Origin of the sequence: Mesorhizobium sp. M0239 (genome assembly GCF_040321815.1) — a bacterium.
Taxonomy (GTDB): Bacteria; Pseudomonadota; Alphaproteobacteria; order Rhizobiales; family Rhizobiaceae; genus Mesorhizobium.
This window is the reverse complement of sequence record NZ_JAMYSG010000004.1, coordinates 1-13,989: the sequence shown is the minus strand read 5'-3', so window position 1 is coordinate 13,989 and position 13,989 is coordinate 1. Positions and strand designations below refer to the sequence as shown.

Annotated in this window: 12 protein-coding genes; 5 read left to right on the top strand and 7 right to left on the bottom strand. The window is 62.5% G+C overall.

Annotated elements, in window-relative coordinates:
• Positions 1-164 precede the first annotated feature (164 nt).
• Entirely contained in the window at positions 165-2,018 is a 1,854-nt protein-coding gene (locus NKI99_RS04655; protein ID WP_352440788.1) for an AsmA family protein, read from the top strand.
• Between the two features lie 23 nt (positions 2,019-2,041).
• Here NKI99_RS04655 and NKI99_RS04650 read toward each other — a convergent pair whose 3' ends face one another.
• The 6 genes from NKI99_RS04650 to NKI99_RS04625 all read right to left on the bottom strand — a co-directional run bounded on the left by NKI99_RS04650 (position 2,042) and on the right by NKI99_RS04625 (position 9,044).
• Complete coding sequence (locus tag NKI99_RS04650; RefSeq protein WP_013530251.1) at positions 2,042-2,860, bottom strand: ABC transporter permease; 819 nt, start codon at positions 2,858-2,860, stop codon at positions 2,042-2,044.
• A gap of 4 nt (positions 2,861-2,864) precedes the next feature.
• Positions 2,865-3,839 (bottom strand): ABC transporter permease subunit, encoded by a 975-nt coding sequence (locus tag NKI99_RS04645; RefSeq protein ID WP_023809176.1) that lies wholly within the window; start codon positions 3,837-3,839, stop codon positions 2,865-2,867.
• An 8-nt stretch (positions 3,840-3,847) separates the two neighbouring features.
• Positions 3,848-4,987 (bottom strand): ABC transporter ATP-binding protein, encoded by a 1,140-nt coding sequence (locus NKI99_RS04640; protein WP_013530249.1) that lies wholly within the window; start codon positions 4,985-4,987, stop codon positions 3,848-3,850.
• 82 nt (positions 4,988-5,069) lie between these two features.
• Positions 5,070-6,167 (bottom strand): polyamine ABC transporter substrate-binding protein, encoded by a 1,098-nt coding sequence (locus tag NKI99_RS04635; protein ID WP_352440789.1) that lies wholly within the window; start codon positions 6,165-6,167, stop codon positions 5,070-5,072.
• A 334-nt stretch (positions 6,168-6,501) separates the two neighbouring features.
• On the bottom strand, positions 6,502-7,452 hold the full coding sequence (locus NKI99_RS04630) for a DMT family transporter (protein ID WP_352609933.1): 951 nt from the start codon (positions 7,450-7,452) through the stop codon (positions 6,502-6,504).
• Between the two features lie 149 nt (positions 7,453-7,601).
• Positions 7,602-9,044 carry a helix-turn-helix domain-containing protein gene (locus tag NKI99_RS04625; protein WP_023809179.1) on the bottom strand — a complete coding sequence of 481 codons (1,443 nt, stop codon included), beginning with the start codon at positions 9,042-9,044 and terminating at the stop codon, positions 7,602-7,604.
• A 227-nt stretch (positions 9,045-9,271) separates the two neighbouring features.
• On the opposite strand from NKI99_RS04625, the gene aceA reads away from it, so the two are divergent.
• From aceA to NKI99_RS04610, 3 genes are all read left to right on the top strand, one after another.
• Positions 9,272-10,561 carry an isocitrate lyase gene (gene aceA, locus NKI99_RS04620; protein ID WP_023809180.1) on the top strand — a complete coding sequence of 430 codons (1,290 nt, stop codon included), beginning with the start codon at positions 9,272-9,274 and terminating at the stop codon, positions 10,559-10,561.
• Positions 10,562-10,620: 59 nt separating this feature from the next.
• Entirely contained in the window at positions 10,621-10,863 is a 243-nt protein-coding gene (locus NKI99_RS04615; protein WP_006202762.1) for an SMc00767 family acetate metabolism repressor, read from the top strand.
• A 229-nt stretch (positions 10,864-11,092) separates the two neighbouring features.
• Positions 11,093-11,545, top strand: coding sequence for a PleD family two-component system response regulator (locus NKI99_RS04610; protein ID WP_352461268.1), 453 nt, complete (start codon positions 11,093-11,095; stop codon positions 11,543-11,545).
• 67 nt (positions 11,546-11,612) lie between these two features.
• Here NKI99_RS04610 and NKI99_RS04605 read toward each other — a convergent pair whose 3' ends face one another.
• Complete coding sequence (locus tag NKI99_RS04605; RefSeq protein WP_023809182.1) at positions 11,613-12,326, bottom strand: HAD family hydrolase; 714 nt, start codon at positions 12,324-12,326, stop codon at positions 11,613-11,615.
• A 163-nt stretch (positions 12,327-12,489) separates the two neighbouring features.
• Here NKI99_RS04605 and NKI99_RS04600 point away from each other — a divergent pair, with 163 nt between their 5' ends.
• The gene (locus tag NKI99_RS04600) at positions 12,490-13,926 is read left to right on the top strand and encodes a glutamine synthetase family protein (protein WP_023809183.1); all 1,437 of its coding nucleotides are present in this window, start codon (positions 12,490-12,492) and stop codon (positions 13,924-13,926) included.
• Positions 13,927-13,989: the final 63 nt, after the last annotated feature.

Sequence of the window (13,989 nt, the reverse complement as noted above, 5' to 3'; positions counted from 1 at the left end):
AAAGACTTGAAATGCCTCAGCCCTAAGTCGTAGTGACAACTTGAAGTCGTGGTGGCGGCCGGAAGTGTGGTCACGACTGCAGTCGTAGTGACGACTGGGGGTCGTGGTGACGACTGGGTTACACCCGTCGGGCGATTTGTCGGAATGGAAGCATACGGGGCCATATGCCATCATCTATGATCCGGCGCGGAATATGGGCGATCGGCGCTGCCGTGATCGTCATCGCGCTGGTCGTTGCCGCCCTGCCGCTGATCGCCTCCACCCGTATCGTGCGCGACCGCATCGCCTGGGAAATGAGCGCGTGGAGCGGCTTCCGGGTCGCCATCGACGGTTCGCCGCGCATCGAGGTCTGGCCGACATTCCGGGCAATCCTGACCGATGTGACGCTTTCACAATGGACCGACACCGAGGCGCCGCCTGTGGTCGAGGCAGAACGGGTCGAGGTCGACCTTTCCGCCATGGCGGCGCTGCGCGGCGACGTGGTGTTTTCGACGGCGCGGCTGGTGCGGCCGACGATCCGGGTCCAGCGCACACCTGCCGGCCTTTTCCTGCCCGCTGTCCCCACCGGCGGGCGCATCACGCGTTCCATCGACACGGCGCGCGGCGTGGTCAATGCCGACCCCGCCAAGCCGGACCTCGACAAGCTGCCTACCGACACCTTCGGCACGGTCGAGTTTCGCGACGGCCGTATGGTCGCCTCCATCGGCGGCAAGGACGTCGAGATCCTGAGCAGTTTGAACGGTCAGGCGAATTGGGCGGCGATGAACAGCAATGCGACGCTGTCGGCAACAGGGATCTGGCGGGGCGAAAGCGTCGCGCTGGACGTCGCCTCGGCCAGACCGCTTGTGCTGTTTGCCGGCGGCACGGCGCCGCTGACGCTGTCCTTCAAGGCGGCACCCGCCACCTTCTCGTTCGACGGCACGGCCAGCATGTCTGAAAATACCTATTTCGACGGTCAGGCGAAGTTCTCGGCACCCTCGCTGCGGCGTGTCCTGGAATGGTCGCAGGCCGGCATCGCTCCGGGTGCGGCGATCGGCTCGGTCAGCATTTCGAGCAAGATCACCGCGACCGGCGGGCGCGTCAAGTTCGACAACACGGCGATTGCGCTCGACAACAATCCGGGGATGGGTGCACTGGACCTCTCGCTTGGTGAAGCACAACCGGTAATCTCCGGCACGCTCGCCTTCGACACGCTCGACCTCAGATCGTTTCTGTCAGCCTTCACCCCGCTGGTGCCGACCGGAGGGGCGGGGCCCGGCGAAATCGACACAAGTTTCGCCGACAAGATCAATCTCGATCTCAGGCTGTCGGCGGCGCACGCCACGGCGGGGCCGATCCAGCTCGCCGACGTCGCCGCCACCGCCCAGGTCAAGGATGGTCTGTCCGTCTTCGACATCTCCGATGCCTCGGCCTTCGGCGGCAACATCCAGACCAGCCTTCGCTTCGATCGCAAGCCGGAAGGCTCGCAGGTCGAAATCCGCCTTCTGGCGTCCGACATCGACGGCGGTGCTTTCGGTACGGCGGCAGGGATGACGCGGCTGGTGCCGGTCGGCACGGGCACCGTCTCGGTGATCCTCAAGGGGCCGGGCAGAACCTGGGATTCCATCTTCGACAATGCCGACGGCTCGGTCTCGGCGACCTTCGGGCCGGGTGCGTTGAGCAAGCTCAACCTGCCGGCCTTCCTCAAACATACCGAACAGGGCGGCTTCTTCGCGCTCGACGATGTCTCTGACGGAACATTGCCGATCGACGGCGCCGAGATCAAGGCCACCATTTCGAAGGGCGTGGCGCGGATCGACAAGGCCGAGGCCAATTCAGCGAAGTACAAGATCTGGCTGTCCGGCATCGCGTCCTACGCCGGGCGCGGACTGGCCTTGTCCGGCGGCGTCATTCAGCCTGAGCAGGCGGCAACGCAGGCCAACGGCCAGCAAGGTCCCAACCAGTCGTCGTTCTTCGTCGGCGGGACATGGAGCACGCCGTTCATTTCCCCGATCAGCCGCGGCGTTTCGGGGGAATAGGCCGCCACCGCGCCTCCTATCTTTCACCCGCGCTGCGCGGCCTGCTCGTCGAGCTGGCGCTGCACCTCACGCCGTTTGTTGGCAAGCGAGGCGATGATGACGCCAATCGCCACGACGGCGATCAGAATGGTACAGGCGGCGTTGATTTCTGGCGTCACGCCGAGGCGAACCTGGCTGTAAATCTTCATCGGCAGCGTCGTCGCGCCCGGCCCGGAGGTGAAGCTGGCGATGACCAGATCGTCGAGCGAAAGGGTGAAAGCCAGCATCCAGCCGGAGACGATCGCCGGCATGATAACCGGCAATGTGATCTGGAAGAAGGTCTTCACCGGCGTTGCGCCAAGATCCATCGCGGCTTCTTCCAGCGAGCGGTCGAAGGTCATGAGGCGCGACTGCACGACCACGGCGACGAAGCACATGGTCAGCGTGATGTGGGCGAGCGTCACGGTGAGGAAGCCGCGGTCGAGCCCGACGGCGACAAAGAGCAGCAGCAGCGACAGGCCGGTGATGACTTCCGGCATGACCAGCGGCGCAAAGACCATGCCGGAGAATAGCACCCTGCCCTTGAAGCGCGTGTAGCGGGTCAAGGTGAGTGCCGCCAGGGTGCCCAGCACCGTCGCAACCGTGGCCGAGATCAGGCCAACACGCGCCGTCACCCAGGTCGCGTCCATGAGGCCTTGGTTGTGGAACAGCGAGACGTACCATTTGGTCGAGAAACCGCCCCAGACCGTGACCAGTTTCGATTCGTTGAACGAGAAGACGATGAGCAGCACGATCGGCAGATAGAGAAAGGCAAATCCAAGCACGATCGAGGTGATGTTGAAGCGGCTCCAGGTGGCGTTCATGAGGTCACCTGTCCATTTCCTGAGCGCGCGCCTGGGCCCGCTGGAAGAGCATGATCGGCACGATCAGCAGCAACAGCAGGATGACGGCGACGGCCGACGATACCGGCCAGTCGCGATTGGCGAAGAACTCGTTCCACAACGTCTTGCCGATCATCAGCGTCTGCGATCCGCCGAGCAGATCGGGAATGACGAACTCGCCGACGGCCGGAATGAACACCAGCAGACAGCCCGCGATGACGCCGGGCAGCGATAGCGGGAAGGTGATCTTCCAGAACGCGCTGGTCGGCGGACAGCCGAGATCCTTGGCTGCCTCGATCAGCGAATAGTCCATCTTCTCAAGCGCGGAATAGAGCGGCAGCACCATGAACGGCAGGTAGGAATAGACGATGCCGATGAAGATCGCCGTATAGGTGTTGAGGATGATCAGCGGCTGGTGGATGACGCCGGTGGCGAGCAGCAGCTGATTGAGCAGCCCTTCGGGCTTGAGAATGCCGATCCAGGCGTAGACGCGGATCAGGAACGAGGTCCAGAACGGCAGGATCACCAGCATCAGCAAGGTTGGGCGGATCGTCGCCGGCGCGCGCGCCATGCCGTAGGCGATGGGATAGCCGACGAGCAGTGTCAGGACCGTCGAGACCGCGGCGATGATGACGCTGGTCACATAGGCGTTGAAGTAGAGCGCGTCCTGCGTCAGCCAGGCGTAGTTGTCGAGGCTGAGTTGTTTCAGCTGGGCGAGGAACCCGGAAACTCCGCCGCTGAAATCGAGCGCCGGCGTATAGGGCGGAATGGCGATCGCCGTCTGCGACAGCGAGATCTTGAAGACGATGACGAACGGAATGAGGAAGAAGAACAGCAGCCAAACATAAGGGATGATGATGACCAGTCGGCCAACGAAGGCAGCACCCAGCCTGGCGAGGATGGATTTGCCGGCATTGGTCGTCGGAGAGGCTGATGCGGTGGTGACGGCGGCGCTCGACATGGTCGCCCCTACCGCGTCAGCACGACGCCGGCGTCGGGCCGGAAGGAAACCCAGGCGCGGTCGTTCCAGCTCAACGGATCCTCGGTGATGCGGGCCGCGTTCATGGTGCTGGCGCGCACCACCTGGCCGTCGTCCAGCCTGACATGATAGACGGTCATGTCGCCGAGATAGGCGATGTCGTAGACCTCGCCCTCGATGGCGTTGACCGCCTCGGCCGGTTTCTTCGACGACACCTTGATCTTTTCGGGCCTGATGGCGAAGGTGACGGCCGTCCCGGCGCCGGCGGTGCCGGCATTGTCGGTGCGGATGGTGATGCCGTTGCCGGCATCGATGCTGGCGCTGCCGGCCTCGCCACGCGCGATCTTGCCCTCGAACATGTTCACATTGCCGACGAAGCCGGCGACGAAGCGGGACCCCGGCGCCTCGTAGACTTCGGCCGGCGTTGCCACCTGCATCACCTCGCCCTTGTCGATGATGGCGATGCGATCGGCCATGGTCATCGCCTCTTCCTGGTCGTGGGTGACGACGACGAAGGTGAGGCCGAGGTTCTGCTGCAGGTCCATCAGTTCGAACTGCGTCTCCTCGCGCAGCTTCTTGTCGAGAGCGCCAAGCGGCTCGTCGAGCAGCAGCACTTTCGGCCGTTTGGCGACCGAACGGGCGAGCGCGACGCGCTGGCGCTGGCCGCCGGACAGCTGATGCGGCTTGCGCTTGGCGAACTGCTCGAGCTTGACCAACTTCAGCATCTCGGCAACGCGCGACGCGATCTCGGGCTTCGGCATGCCGTCCTGCTTGAGGCCGAAGGCGATGTTGTTCTCGACCGTCATGTGCGGGAACAGCGCGTAGGACTGGAACATCATGTTGACCGGCCGCCGGTAGGGCGGGATGCCGCGCAGATCCTGGCCATCGAGCAGGATGCGGCCGGCTGTCGGCTCCTCGAAGCCGGCGAGCATCCTGAGCAGCGTCGATTTTCCACAACCAGAGGCGCCGAGCAGGGCGAAGAACTCGCGCTCGAAGATGGTCAGCGACAGATTGTTGACGGCGGTGAAGTCACCGAACTTCTTGGTGACGTTGTCGAACTGGATGTACGGCTTGGCATTCGGGTCGTTCCACGGTGCAAAATCCCTGCGGATGCTGCCAAGCGATTTCATGTCCCACTCCGTCCTGATTCTTGCTTCTTACCCCAGGTAGAAACGGTCCCGGCAGGTGGCTGCCGGGACCGTGTCGGATTGCTTACTGGCCAGTGACGATCTTGGTCCAGGTGCGCGTGATGACGCGCTGGGTCTTGGGATCGTATGGCGAGACGGTGTAGAGCTTCTTTATGGTCTCGGCATCGGGATAAACCGAAGGATCCTCCAACAGTGCCTTGTCGACGAATTGCTGCGAGGCCTTGTTGCCGTTTGCGTAGAGCACGTAGTTCGACGACTTGGCGATAACTTCCGGCTTCATCATGTAGTTGATGAACTCGAGCGCCTCCGCGACATGCGGCGCGTCGGCAGGGATCGCCATCTGGTCGAACCACATCTGCGCGCCCTCCTTCGGCACGGAATAGCCGATTTCGACGCCCTGCTTGGCCTCGACCGCGCGGTTGCGGGCCTGGAACACGTCACCCGACCAGCCGACCGCCAGGCAGATATCGCCGTTGGCAAGCGCGTTGATGTATTCGGAGGAGTGGAACTTCCTGATGTAAGGCCGGACCTTGAGCAAGGTCTCCTCGGCCTTGGCGATATCATCGGGTGACGTGCTGTTCGGGTCGAGGTCGAGATATTTCAACGCCGCCGGGATGATGTCTGCCGGCGAGTCCAGCACGTAGACGCCGCAGTCCTTCAATTTCGCCAGGCTGTCGGGATTGAAGAAGACATCCCAGCTGTCGATCTTGTCGGTGCCGAGTGCCGCCTGCACCTTCTTGATGTTGTAGCCGATGCCAACCGTGCCCCACATGTAGTTGACCGAGTATTCGTTGCCGGGGTCGTACTTGGCGGTGCGCTCGGTTACCGTATCCCACATGTTGGAAATGTTGGGCAGTTTCGACTTGTCGAGCTTCTGGAACACACCGGCCTGGATCTGGCGCGCGAGGAAATTGCCGCTGGGCACGACGACGTCGTAGCCGCTGCCGCCGGCAAGCAGCTTGGTCTCCAGGATTTCGTTGGAATCGAAGGTGTCGTAGACAACCTTGATGCCGGTTTCCTTGGTGAAATCGTCGATGATCGAACTGTCGATGTAGTCGGACCAGTTGAAGACGTTGACGACACGATCCTCGGCGTGACCGCCGACGGTGAACAATGTCAGGAATGCCGAGGTTGCCGAAAGCCAGAGCGCTTTGCGGATCATGCTATTCTCCTTTGATGAGTGTTCCTTCACCGGCTCGTCGCGATATCAGCGCGACCGGCATTTTCTTCAGACTATTGAGCTTTCCAAGGGGCGACAAGCGCGAACTGCCGAGACCATGCAGGCGGTTCGATGAGATGGCTCGATGCCCCTGAGGCGGCCTGGGAGGCATACCGTCATAGGCTTTCGCCGTGGCGCGGGCAGAGATACGACGATATGGTCCGGTCTCGATCGGACCGGCTGGGAGACTTGGCAAGATACGCCTGTCTTGTTGTTGCCGTATTCCCAGCCTGCCCGTGCTGCAGCGACGTTGTCAATGGCAAAGCTGCAGGCCGCTTCAATTAGGCGACGGCACCCCGGTGACCCCGGCGCGTTCGGGCCGTGCCTGGCGCTTGAATTCGAGCCCGATATGGACGAGCAGCGCCGTGACAACCACCGCGCCACCGATGATGGTGCGCCCCGACGGCACCTCGGAATGGATGAGCCAGACCCATATCGGACCGAGGATCGGTTCGAACGTGCCGAGCAGCGCCGCGATGGCCGCCGGTATCAGCCGCGCGCCGGTGGCGAAGAAGGCGAGGCCGAGACCGAGATTGACCACGCCGAAGGCAAACAGAAAGCCCATGTCGCTGACCGACACGGCGAAGGTCGATGCCTGCGAGACGGCAAAGCCGGCCGCGAGCATGGTGCCGAGGCACGTCGCCGGCGTCATGCGCACGCCGGAAAACCGCCGGGTGATGACGGTGGCGACCGAGAACATGACCGCGATCAACAGCGCCAGCCCATCGCCTATGGGCGAGACGGCGCCATCAAGCGATTCCGACACCATGGTGGCGACGCCGGCAATGACGGCGGCAATCGCCACCCAGGTCGCGGCACCAACCCTTTCGCGGAACAATGCCCAGGCAAACAGCGCCGCCAGAAGCGGCACGCCGGCCTGCATCAACAGGATGTTGGCGACGGTGGTGTAGGCCAGCGCCACGACGAAGGCGGTCGATGCGGTGGCAAAGCAGATCCCGACGGCAAGGCCGGGCAGACCCATGTCGCGGAACAGCTTCAGCGTGCCACGCCAGCCGTCGCGCCAGACCATGAAGCAGACCAGGAAGGCGGCTGCCCAGACGGAGCGCCAGAAAATGACCGTCCAGCTGTCACCGACAGTGATGAAGCGGGCGATGGTGCCGCCGAAACTCCACATCAGCGCCGACAGGAAGACCAAAAGCATGCCGACGCGTTCCTCGCGCGGCGAGACGGCTGGCGATGCGACGATCGGCGATGCGGTATCGATCATGAGCGCGACTGTCGGGCTTTTGTGGACGGGACGATGCGCAAGGGACGACAAAAAGATGCTCTGTTCGCGTAACGCAAAGGCGCAGGCCGGAACTGAGCCAGCGGCCGGCGACAATTGTGGCACCTTGCTCCTATTTCAGAGGAACACGGCTACTGGAAATCGAAGGCACTCAGGCCCGTCACCATCTCGTCGAGGCCGAGCGGGCGCGTCACCGGCGGCTCGGCGCGCGCCAGGCAGCCGACGCGTTCGCAAAGCCGGCAGGCAGGCCCGACCGGCGTCGCCGCGATACTGCCGGCCTTTGCGGTGATTGCCGCACCGGGTAATGCCGCGCCATAGACGATGTCGTCACGAAAGCCGATGTCGCAGCCAAGCAGCAATGCGGTGCGGCGCGGGCGTTCCGAGAACGCGCCTTGCGGCCCTTCCAGTGTGCGGGCGATGCACAGGAACTCGGCGCCGTCGGGCATTTCCACCGTCTCGACAAATATCTGGCCGGGTTGGGTGAAGGCAACATGCACGGGCAGCTTGGGACAGCCGCCGCCAAAGCGGCTTTGTGGAAACCCCTGGCTGCCGGCCTTGCGGAAGCGGTTGCCTGCATTGTCGACCTCCAGCATGAAGAACGGCACGCCGGAGACACCCTGCCGCTGCAGCATGGTCAGCCGGTTGGCTGCCTGTTCGAAGGAGACCCCGAAGCGCGAACGCAGGACATCGATGTCGTAGCGGGCGCGCACGGCAGCCGCATGAAAGGCCTGATAGGGCATCATCAGCGCATGCGCCGCATAACGGCCAAGTTCGAAGCGGGCCAGGCGGCGCGCCTCGTCGGTGCTCAGCTTGAGCGCCTGGATCTCGCCGGCGACCGCGACCGTCATGCGGATCAGGCAGGCCTCCATAGCGACTTCGCGCAACTGGTCGAACGGCGACAGCCGTTCGGACAGGAACAGGCGCTGCGAATGACGATCATAACGGCGGCGCCAGTTCGGCATGGTCGCGACCGGCAGCACCTTGACCACGATGCCATATTCGCGCTTCAGCCAGGCCTTCAGCGCGCCGAACAGATCGTCGCCGGGATCGAGCACCGAGGTGAACGCCGCGGCCTCCTCCTCGAGGGCAGCAAAATGGTTCGGCCGGCGCTCGAAAATCTCGTGCACCTCGTCGATCGGCAGGCGGGCGCCGGAAAGCGCCGTCGCCCGACCTTCGCGCGCCAAAAGCTCGTTGAGATCGGACAGGCGCTCGGCCTGCTCGCGATAGGCGCGGAACAGTTTTATCACCGCCGCGGACGCATTGGGCGCCGCCTCGGCAAGCTCGATCAGTTCCTGATCACCCGGCAACTCGCCGACCAGCAGAGGGTCGGTGAACACTTCCTTCAAGGCAGCGACAGATCCCCTCGCCTCGCCCTGCAGCTCGTGTGGATCGACCTTGTAGACGGAGGCCAGCCTGAGGATCAGCTGCACCGTCAGCGGCCGCTGGTTGCGCTCGATCAGATTGAGATAGGATGGCGAAATGCCAAGACCCTCGGCCATCGCCGTCTGGGTCAGGCCCTTGGCGTTGCGGATGCGGCGGATGCGCGGCCCGGCGAAGATCTTCTGGTCAGCCACGGACTGTCCTTTACAGCATTTACACGAATTTTTTGGGCTTTGGCCTTTTACAACAATGACAAATTTACAATGCACCTCTGTCAAACACAACACAGGTTTTCTCTTATATTCTGCCGGCTTTGTGGATTTATGTGGCTGATTTCGCGCAGAAATGTAAATCCAGTCATACCCAACGACCCCAAATTCTTGACGCCTTGACACAGATCAGCAATCCCTCGGAGTGACCAATGACTGATTTTTACAACCTCGTCCCATCGGCTCCGGAAGGTCGCTTCGACGGTATCGAACGGCCCTACTCCGCGGCGGATGTGAAGCGCCTGCGCGGTTCGGTGCAGATCCGCCAGAGCCTCGCCGAAATGGGCGCCAACCGGCTGTGGAAGCTGATCCACGAGGAGGACTTCGTCAACGCGCTCGGCGCCATGTCCGGCAATCAGGCGATGCAGCAGGTGCGCGCCGGGCTGAAGGCGATCTACCTGTCGGGCTGGCAGGTTGCCGCCGACGCCAACACGGCTGGTGCGATGTATCCGGACCAATCGCTCTACCCGGCCAATGCGGCGCCCGAACTGGTCAAGCGCATAAACCGCACGCTGCAGCGCGCCGACCAGATCGAGACCTCCGAAGGCAACGGGCTTTCGGTCGAGACCTGGTTCGCGCCGATCGTTGCCGACGCGGAAGCCGGCTTCGGCGGACCGCTCAACGCCTTCGAAATCATGAAGGCCTTCATCGAGGCGGGCGCCGCCGGCGTCCACTATGAGGATCAGCTTGCGTCGGAAAAGAAATGCGGCCATCTCGGCGGCAAGGTGCTGATCCCGACCGCGGCGCACATCCGCAACCTCAATGCCGCGCGCCTGGCGGCGGACGTGATGGGCACGCCGACCCTGGTCGTCGCGCGCACCGATGCGGAAGCCGCCAAGCTGCTCACCTCCGACATCGACGAACGCGACCAGCCTTTCGTCGACTACGACGCCGGGCGCACGGTGGAAGGTTTCTACCATGTCAGGAACGGCATCGAGCCCTGCATCGCCCGCGCCATCGCCTATGCGCCTTACGCGGATCTGATCTGGTGCGAGACCTCGAAACCCGACCTGGCACAGGCCAGGAGATTCGCTGAGGGCGTGCGCAAGCATCATCCCGACAAGCTGCTCGCCTACAATTGCTCGCCCTCGTTCAACTGGAAGAAGAACCTCGACGACGCGACGATCGCCAGATTCCAGAAGGAGCTCGGCGCCATGGGCTACAAGTTCCAGTTCATCACGCTCGCCGGCTTCCACCAGCTCAACTATGGCATGTTCGAGCTGGCGCGCGGCTACAAGGCACGGCAGATGGCGGCCTATTCCGAGTTGCAGGAAGCGGAGTTCGCGGCCGAGGCCAATGGCTACACCGCGACCAAGCACCAGCGCGAGGTCGGCACCGGCTATTTCGACGCCGTGTCTATGGCGATCACCGGCGGCAAGTCGTCGACCACCGCCATGCATGAATCGACCGAGCACGCGCAGTTCAAACCAGCCGCGGAATAGCGGACCGCAGAAATACAGAGGGAACGCCCAACAGGGCTTGGAACACAAGGAGAAGACCAATGGCATCGATAAGCCGCGTCAAGGAACGCGCCGAGGAACAGTCGACGACGATGAGCGTCGACCAGCAGGCGACGATCCGCATGCTGGCCAACGACCTGCACCGCCTCAACCAGTCGGTGATGAAGGCGGTCGAGGCGGGCGTCTCGGTCGAGCTCGTGCGCTCGGCACGACATCACGGCGGCGACGGCAACTGGGGCGATCTGCTGATCCCGGTCATCGTCACGCAGCAGAGCCACGGCTGACCGAATCCATGCAACCGACCCTTCACCTGCGCAGCCTCTGCGCAGGTGAATTTTCTTTTCATCAAGCTCACGTGTGGACAGTTGAGTACAGTAGCGTTGCTTGAAATTCACTGCTCCCGGCGATGATTTAGGGTACTTTATTTCAACTTGACATAGGCTCCGATCTCACGCCAATTGCGCTCCGGATTCAACTCTGCATTGAAATAGGGGCGAGCTTCTTGGCCGACTTGTGTGCCCGGTGAACCGCCAAGGCGAGACTCCAAGACATCCGAATCTGGCGACCCGTGACTCGAGCGCCGAGGCGATCCGTGATCCGTCGCAGGTGCTTGTCGTCGGGAAATCGCCAATCAATCGCGTGGTGATTTCAAAGATCGTCGAGCGATCCGGGCTCAAGCCGATTTCGGAATCTCCCGACACGGCGGCAAGGATCTTGCGGTCCCTCATTCCCGGTGTGGTTGTCCTTGACGGCGGCGCCGACAACAAGGACTGCGAGAACCTGATGTCCAGCATCGCCGCGTTGCGCCGCGCCTCGGGCAAATCGCTGCCACCGGTAATCCTGCTGTCAACCAAGAATGGCGCGACGGAAAGTCTGGGCCTGTCTGGTATCATCGACGTGGTGGTCGCCAAGCCGATCACGCCCGAACGGTTGCAACCGGTGATCGATTGCCTCATCGGCCGCTAAGCTAATTGCGGGAAAGTGTGTAACGGTTTTCCGTCCGGAATTGAGCAAATTAGGTAAGGCCCGGCAATCACGGATCGATGATGCTTTCGATCAATCCGGGCAGTTGTCCGAGATCGGATATCTGGCGGAACCTCGATTCGGTTACCGGCGCTTCGACATGCTCCAGCACCCAGGTCAGTTCGTGCGGCACATGGACACCCCAGCCGCCGGCCTCGATGGCCGGCACCACATCCGACTTCAGCGAGTTGCCGACCATCATGCTTTTCGCGGCACCATCGCCGTGGCGGCTGAAGATCCTCCTATAGGTGGCGGCATTCTTGTCGCTGACGATCTCGACCGCGTCGAACAGATCGCCAAGGCCAGAGCCAGCCAGCTTGCGCTCCTGATCGAAGAGGTCGCCCTTGGTGATCAACACAAGCCGGAATGCGCCGGCAAGCTTTTCGACCGTCTCGCGGGCGTGCGGCAAGGCCTCGATCGGATGACTCAGCATTTCGCGGCCGGCATCGAGAATCTCTGCTATGACCGAGGCCGGTACGCGGCCTTGCGTGACCTCGATCGCCGTCTCGATCATCGACAGGGTAAATCCCTTGATGCCGAAGCCATAGACGGCGAGGTTGCGCCTTTCGGCCTCCAGCAATCGTGCCGAGATATGCTCGGCTTCGCCATGGTCGACGAGCATGGCGGCAAAGCGCTTTTCCGTCAGCCGGAAGAACTGCTCGTTCTGCCACAGCGTGTCGTCGGCATCGAATCCGATCGTCGTCAGTTTGCCGTTGGGCCGCATTCAATTTCTCGATTAAGATTTGGGCCTCGATTGGAATTGCGACGGCCGAAACTAGGCCGATTGGCGTGATTTTCAACCGCACCGGCCAATGCCCGACGCGGCTCCCCTTCCCTTCCACAGGGGGGCACGGCTATACTCCACAATCCGCAACCCAATCTGGTGAATGATGCCGCCTGCAAAAAAGGAAGTCCGTCCGTCGAGCCGCGGAGGACGTGTCCGTACGCCTGCCTTCGTGAAAAACCAACGGGGCGTCAAGAACTGGAAGGAAGTCAGCGCCTGGCTGGAGTGGCGCGGCATCGAGGATATCGAGTGCATCACGCCTGATCAGGCCGGCGTCGCGCGTGGCAAGATGATGCCGTCGAAGAAATTCACCTCCAACACCTCGCTGGCGCTGCCGTCGGCAGTTTTCATGACAACGATTTCCGGCGGCTACCCCGAGGATGGCAACGGCTTCCATTACCCGGAAGACGACGGCGACCTCAAACTGATGCCGGACCTGTCGACGCTGACGGTGGTGCCCTGGGAAGAAGACCCGACGGCCGCGGTCATCTGCGATCTCGTCCACCAGGACGGACGCTCAGTCGAGTTCACGCCGCGCAACGTGTTGAAGCGTGTGGTGGCTGCCTATGACAAGCTCGGCCTGAAGCCAGTGGTGGCGCCCGAGATCGAGTTCTACCTGGTGCGCAAGAATCCCGATCCGGACTATCCGCTGACCCCGCCTGTCGGCCGGTCGGGACGCGCGATCGGCGGCGGCGCCGGCTATTCGATCGCCGGCGTCAACGAATTCGACGAACTGATCGACGACATCTACCATTTCTCCGAAAGCCAGGGCCTGGAGATCGATACGCTGATACACGAGGAAGGCGCCGGCCAGTTGGAGATCAATCTGCGCCACGGCGACCCGATCGAACTGGCCGACCAGGTGTTCATGTTCAAGCGCACCATTCGCGAGGCGGCGCTGAAGCACGAGATCTACGCCACCTTCATGGCCAAGCCGATCCAGGGGCAACCCGGCTCCGCCATGCATATCCATCAGTCGATCATCGACAAGAAGACTGGACAGAACATCTTTTCGGCCGCTGACGGCTCGGAAACCGACGATTTTTTCCACTTTATCGGCGGCATGCAGAAGCATGTGCCGAACGCGCTGGTGATGTTCGCGCCCTACGTCAATTCCTACCGCCGGCTGACACAGGCGGCGTCGGCGCCGGTCAACAACAAATGGGGCTATGACAACCGCACCACGGCATTTCGCGTGCCACGTTCGGATCCGGCGGCTCGGCGCGTCGAAAACCGCATCCCGTCCTCCGATGCCAACCCCTATCTAGCGCTTGCGGCATCGCTTGCCTGTGGGCTGATCGGCATCACCAACAAGATCAAGGCCGAGCCTCCCGTGCTGACCACCGCCAATGCCGACGAGATCGACCTGCCGCGCGGCCTGCTCGAAGCCGTCGACCTGTTCGAGGGCGACGAGGAACTCTGCGCGCATCTGGGCAAGTCCTTCGCCGCCACCTATGCGGCGATCAAACGGGCGGAGTTCGAGACCTTCATGGAAGTGATCAGCCCGTGGGAGCGGGAGTATCTGCTGCTGAATGTTTAGGGGAGTAGGGGAGTAGGGGAGTAGGGGAGTAGGGGAGTAGGGGAGTAGGGGAGTAGGAACGAA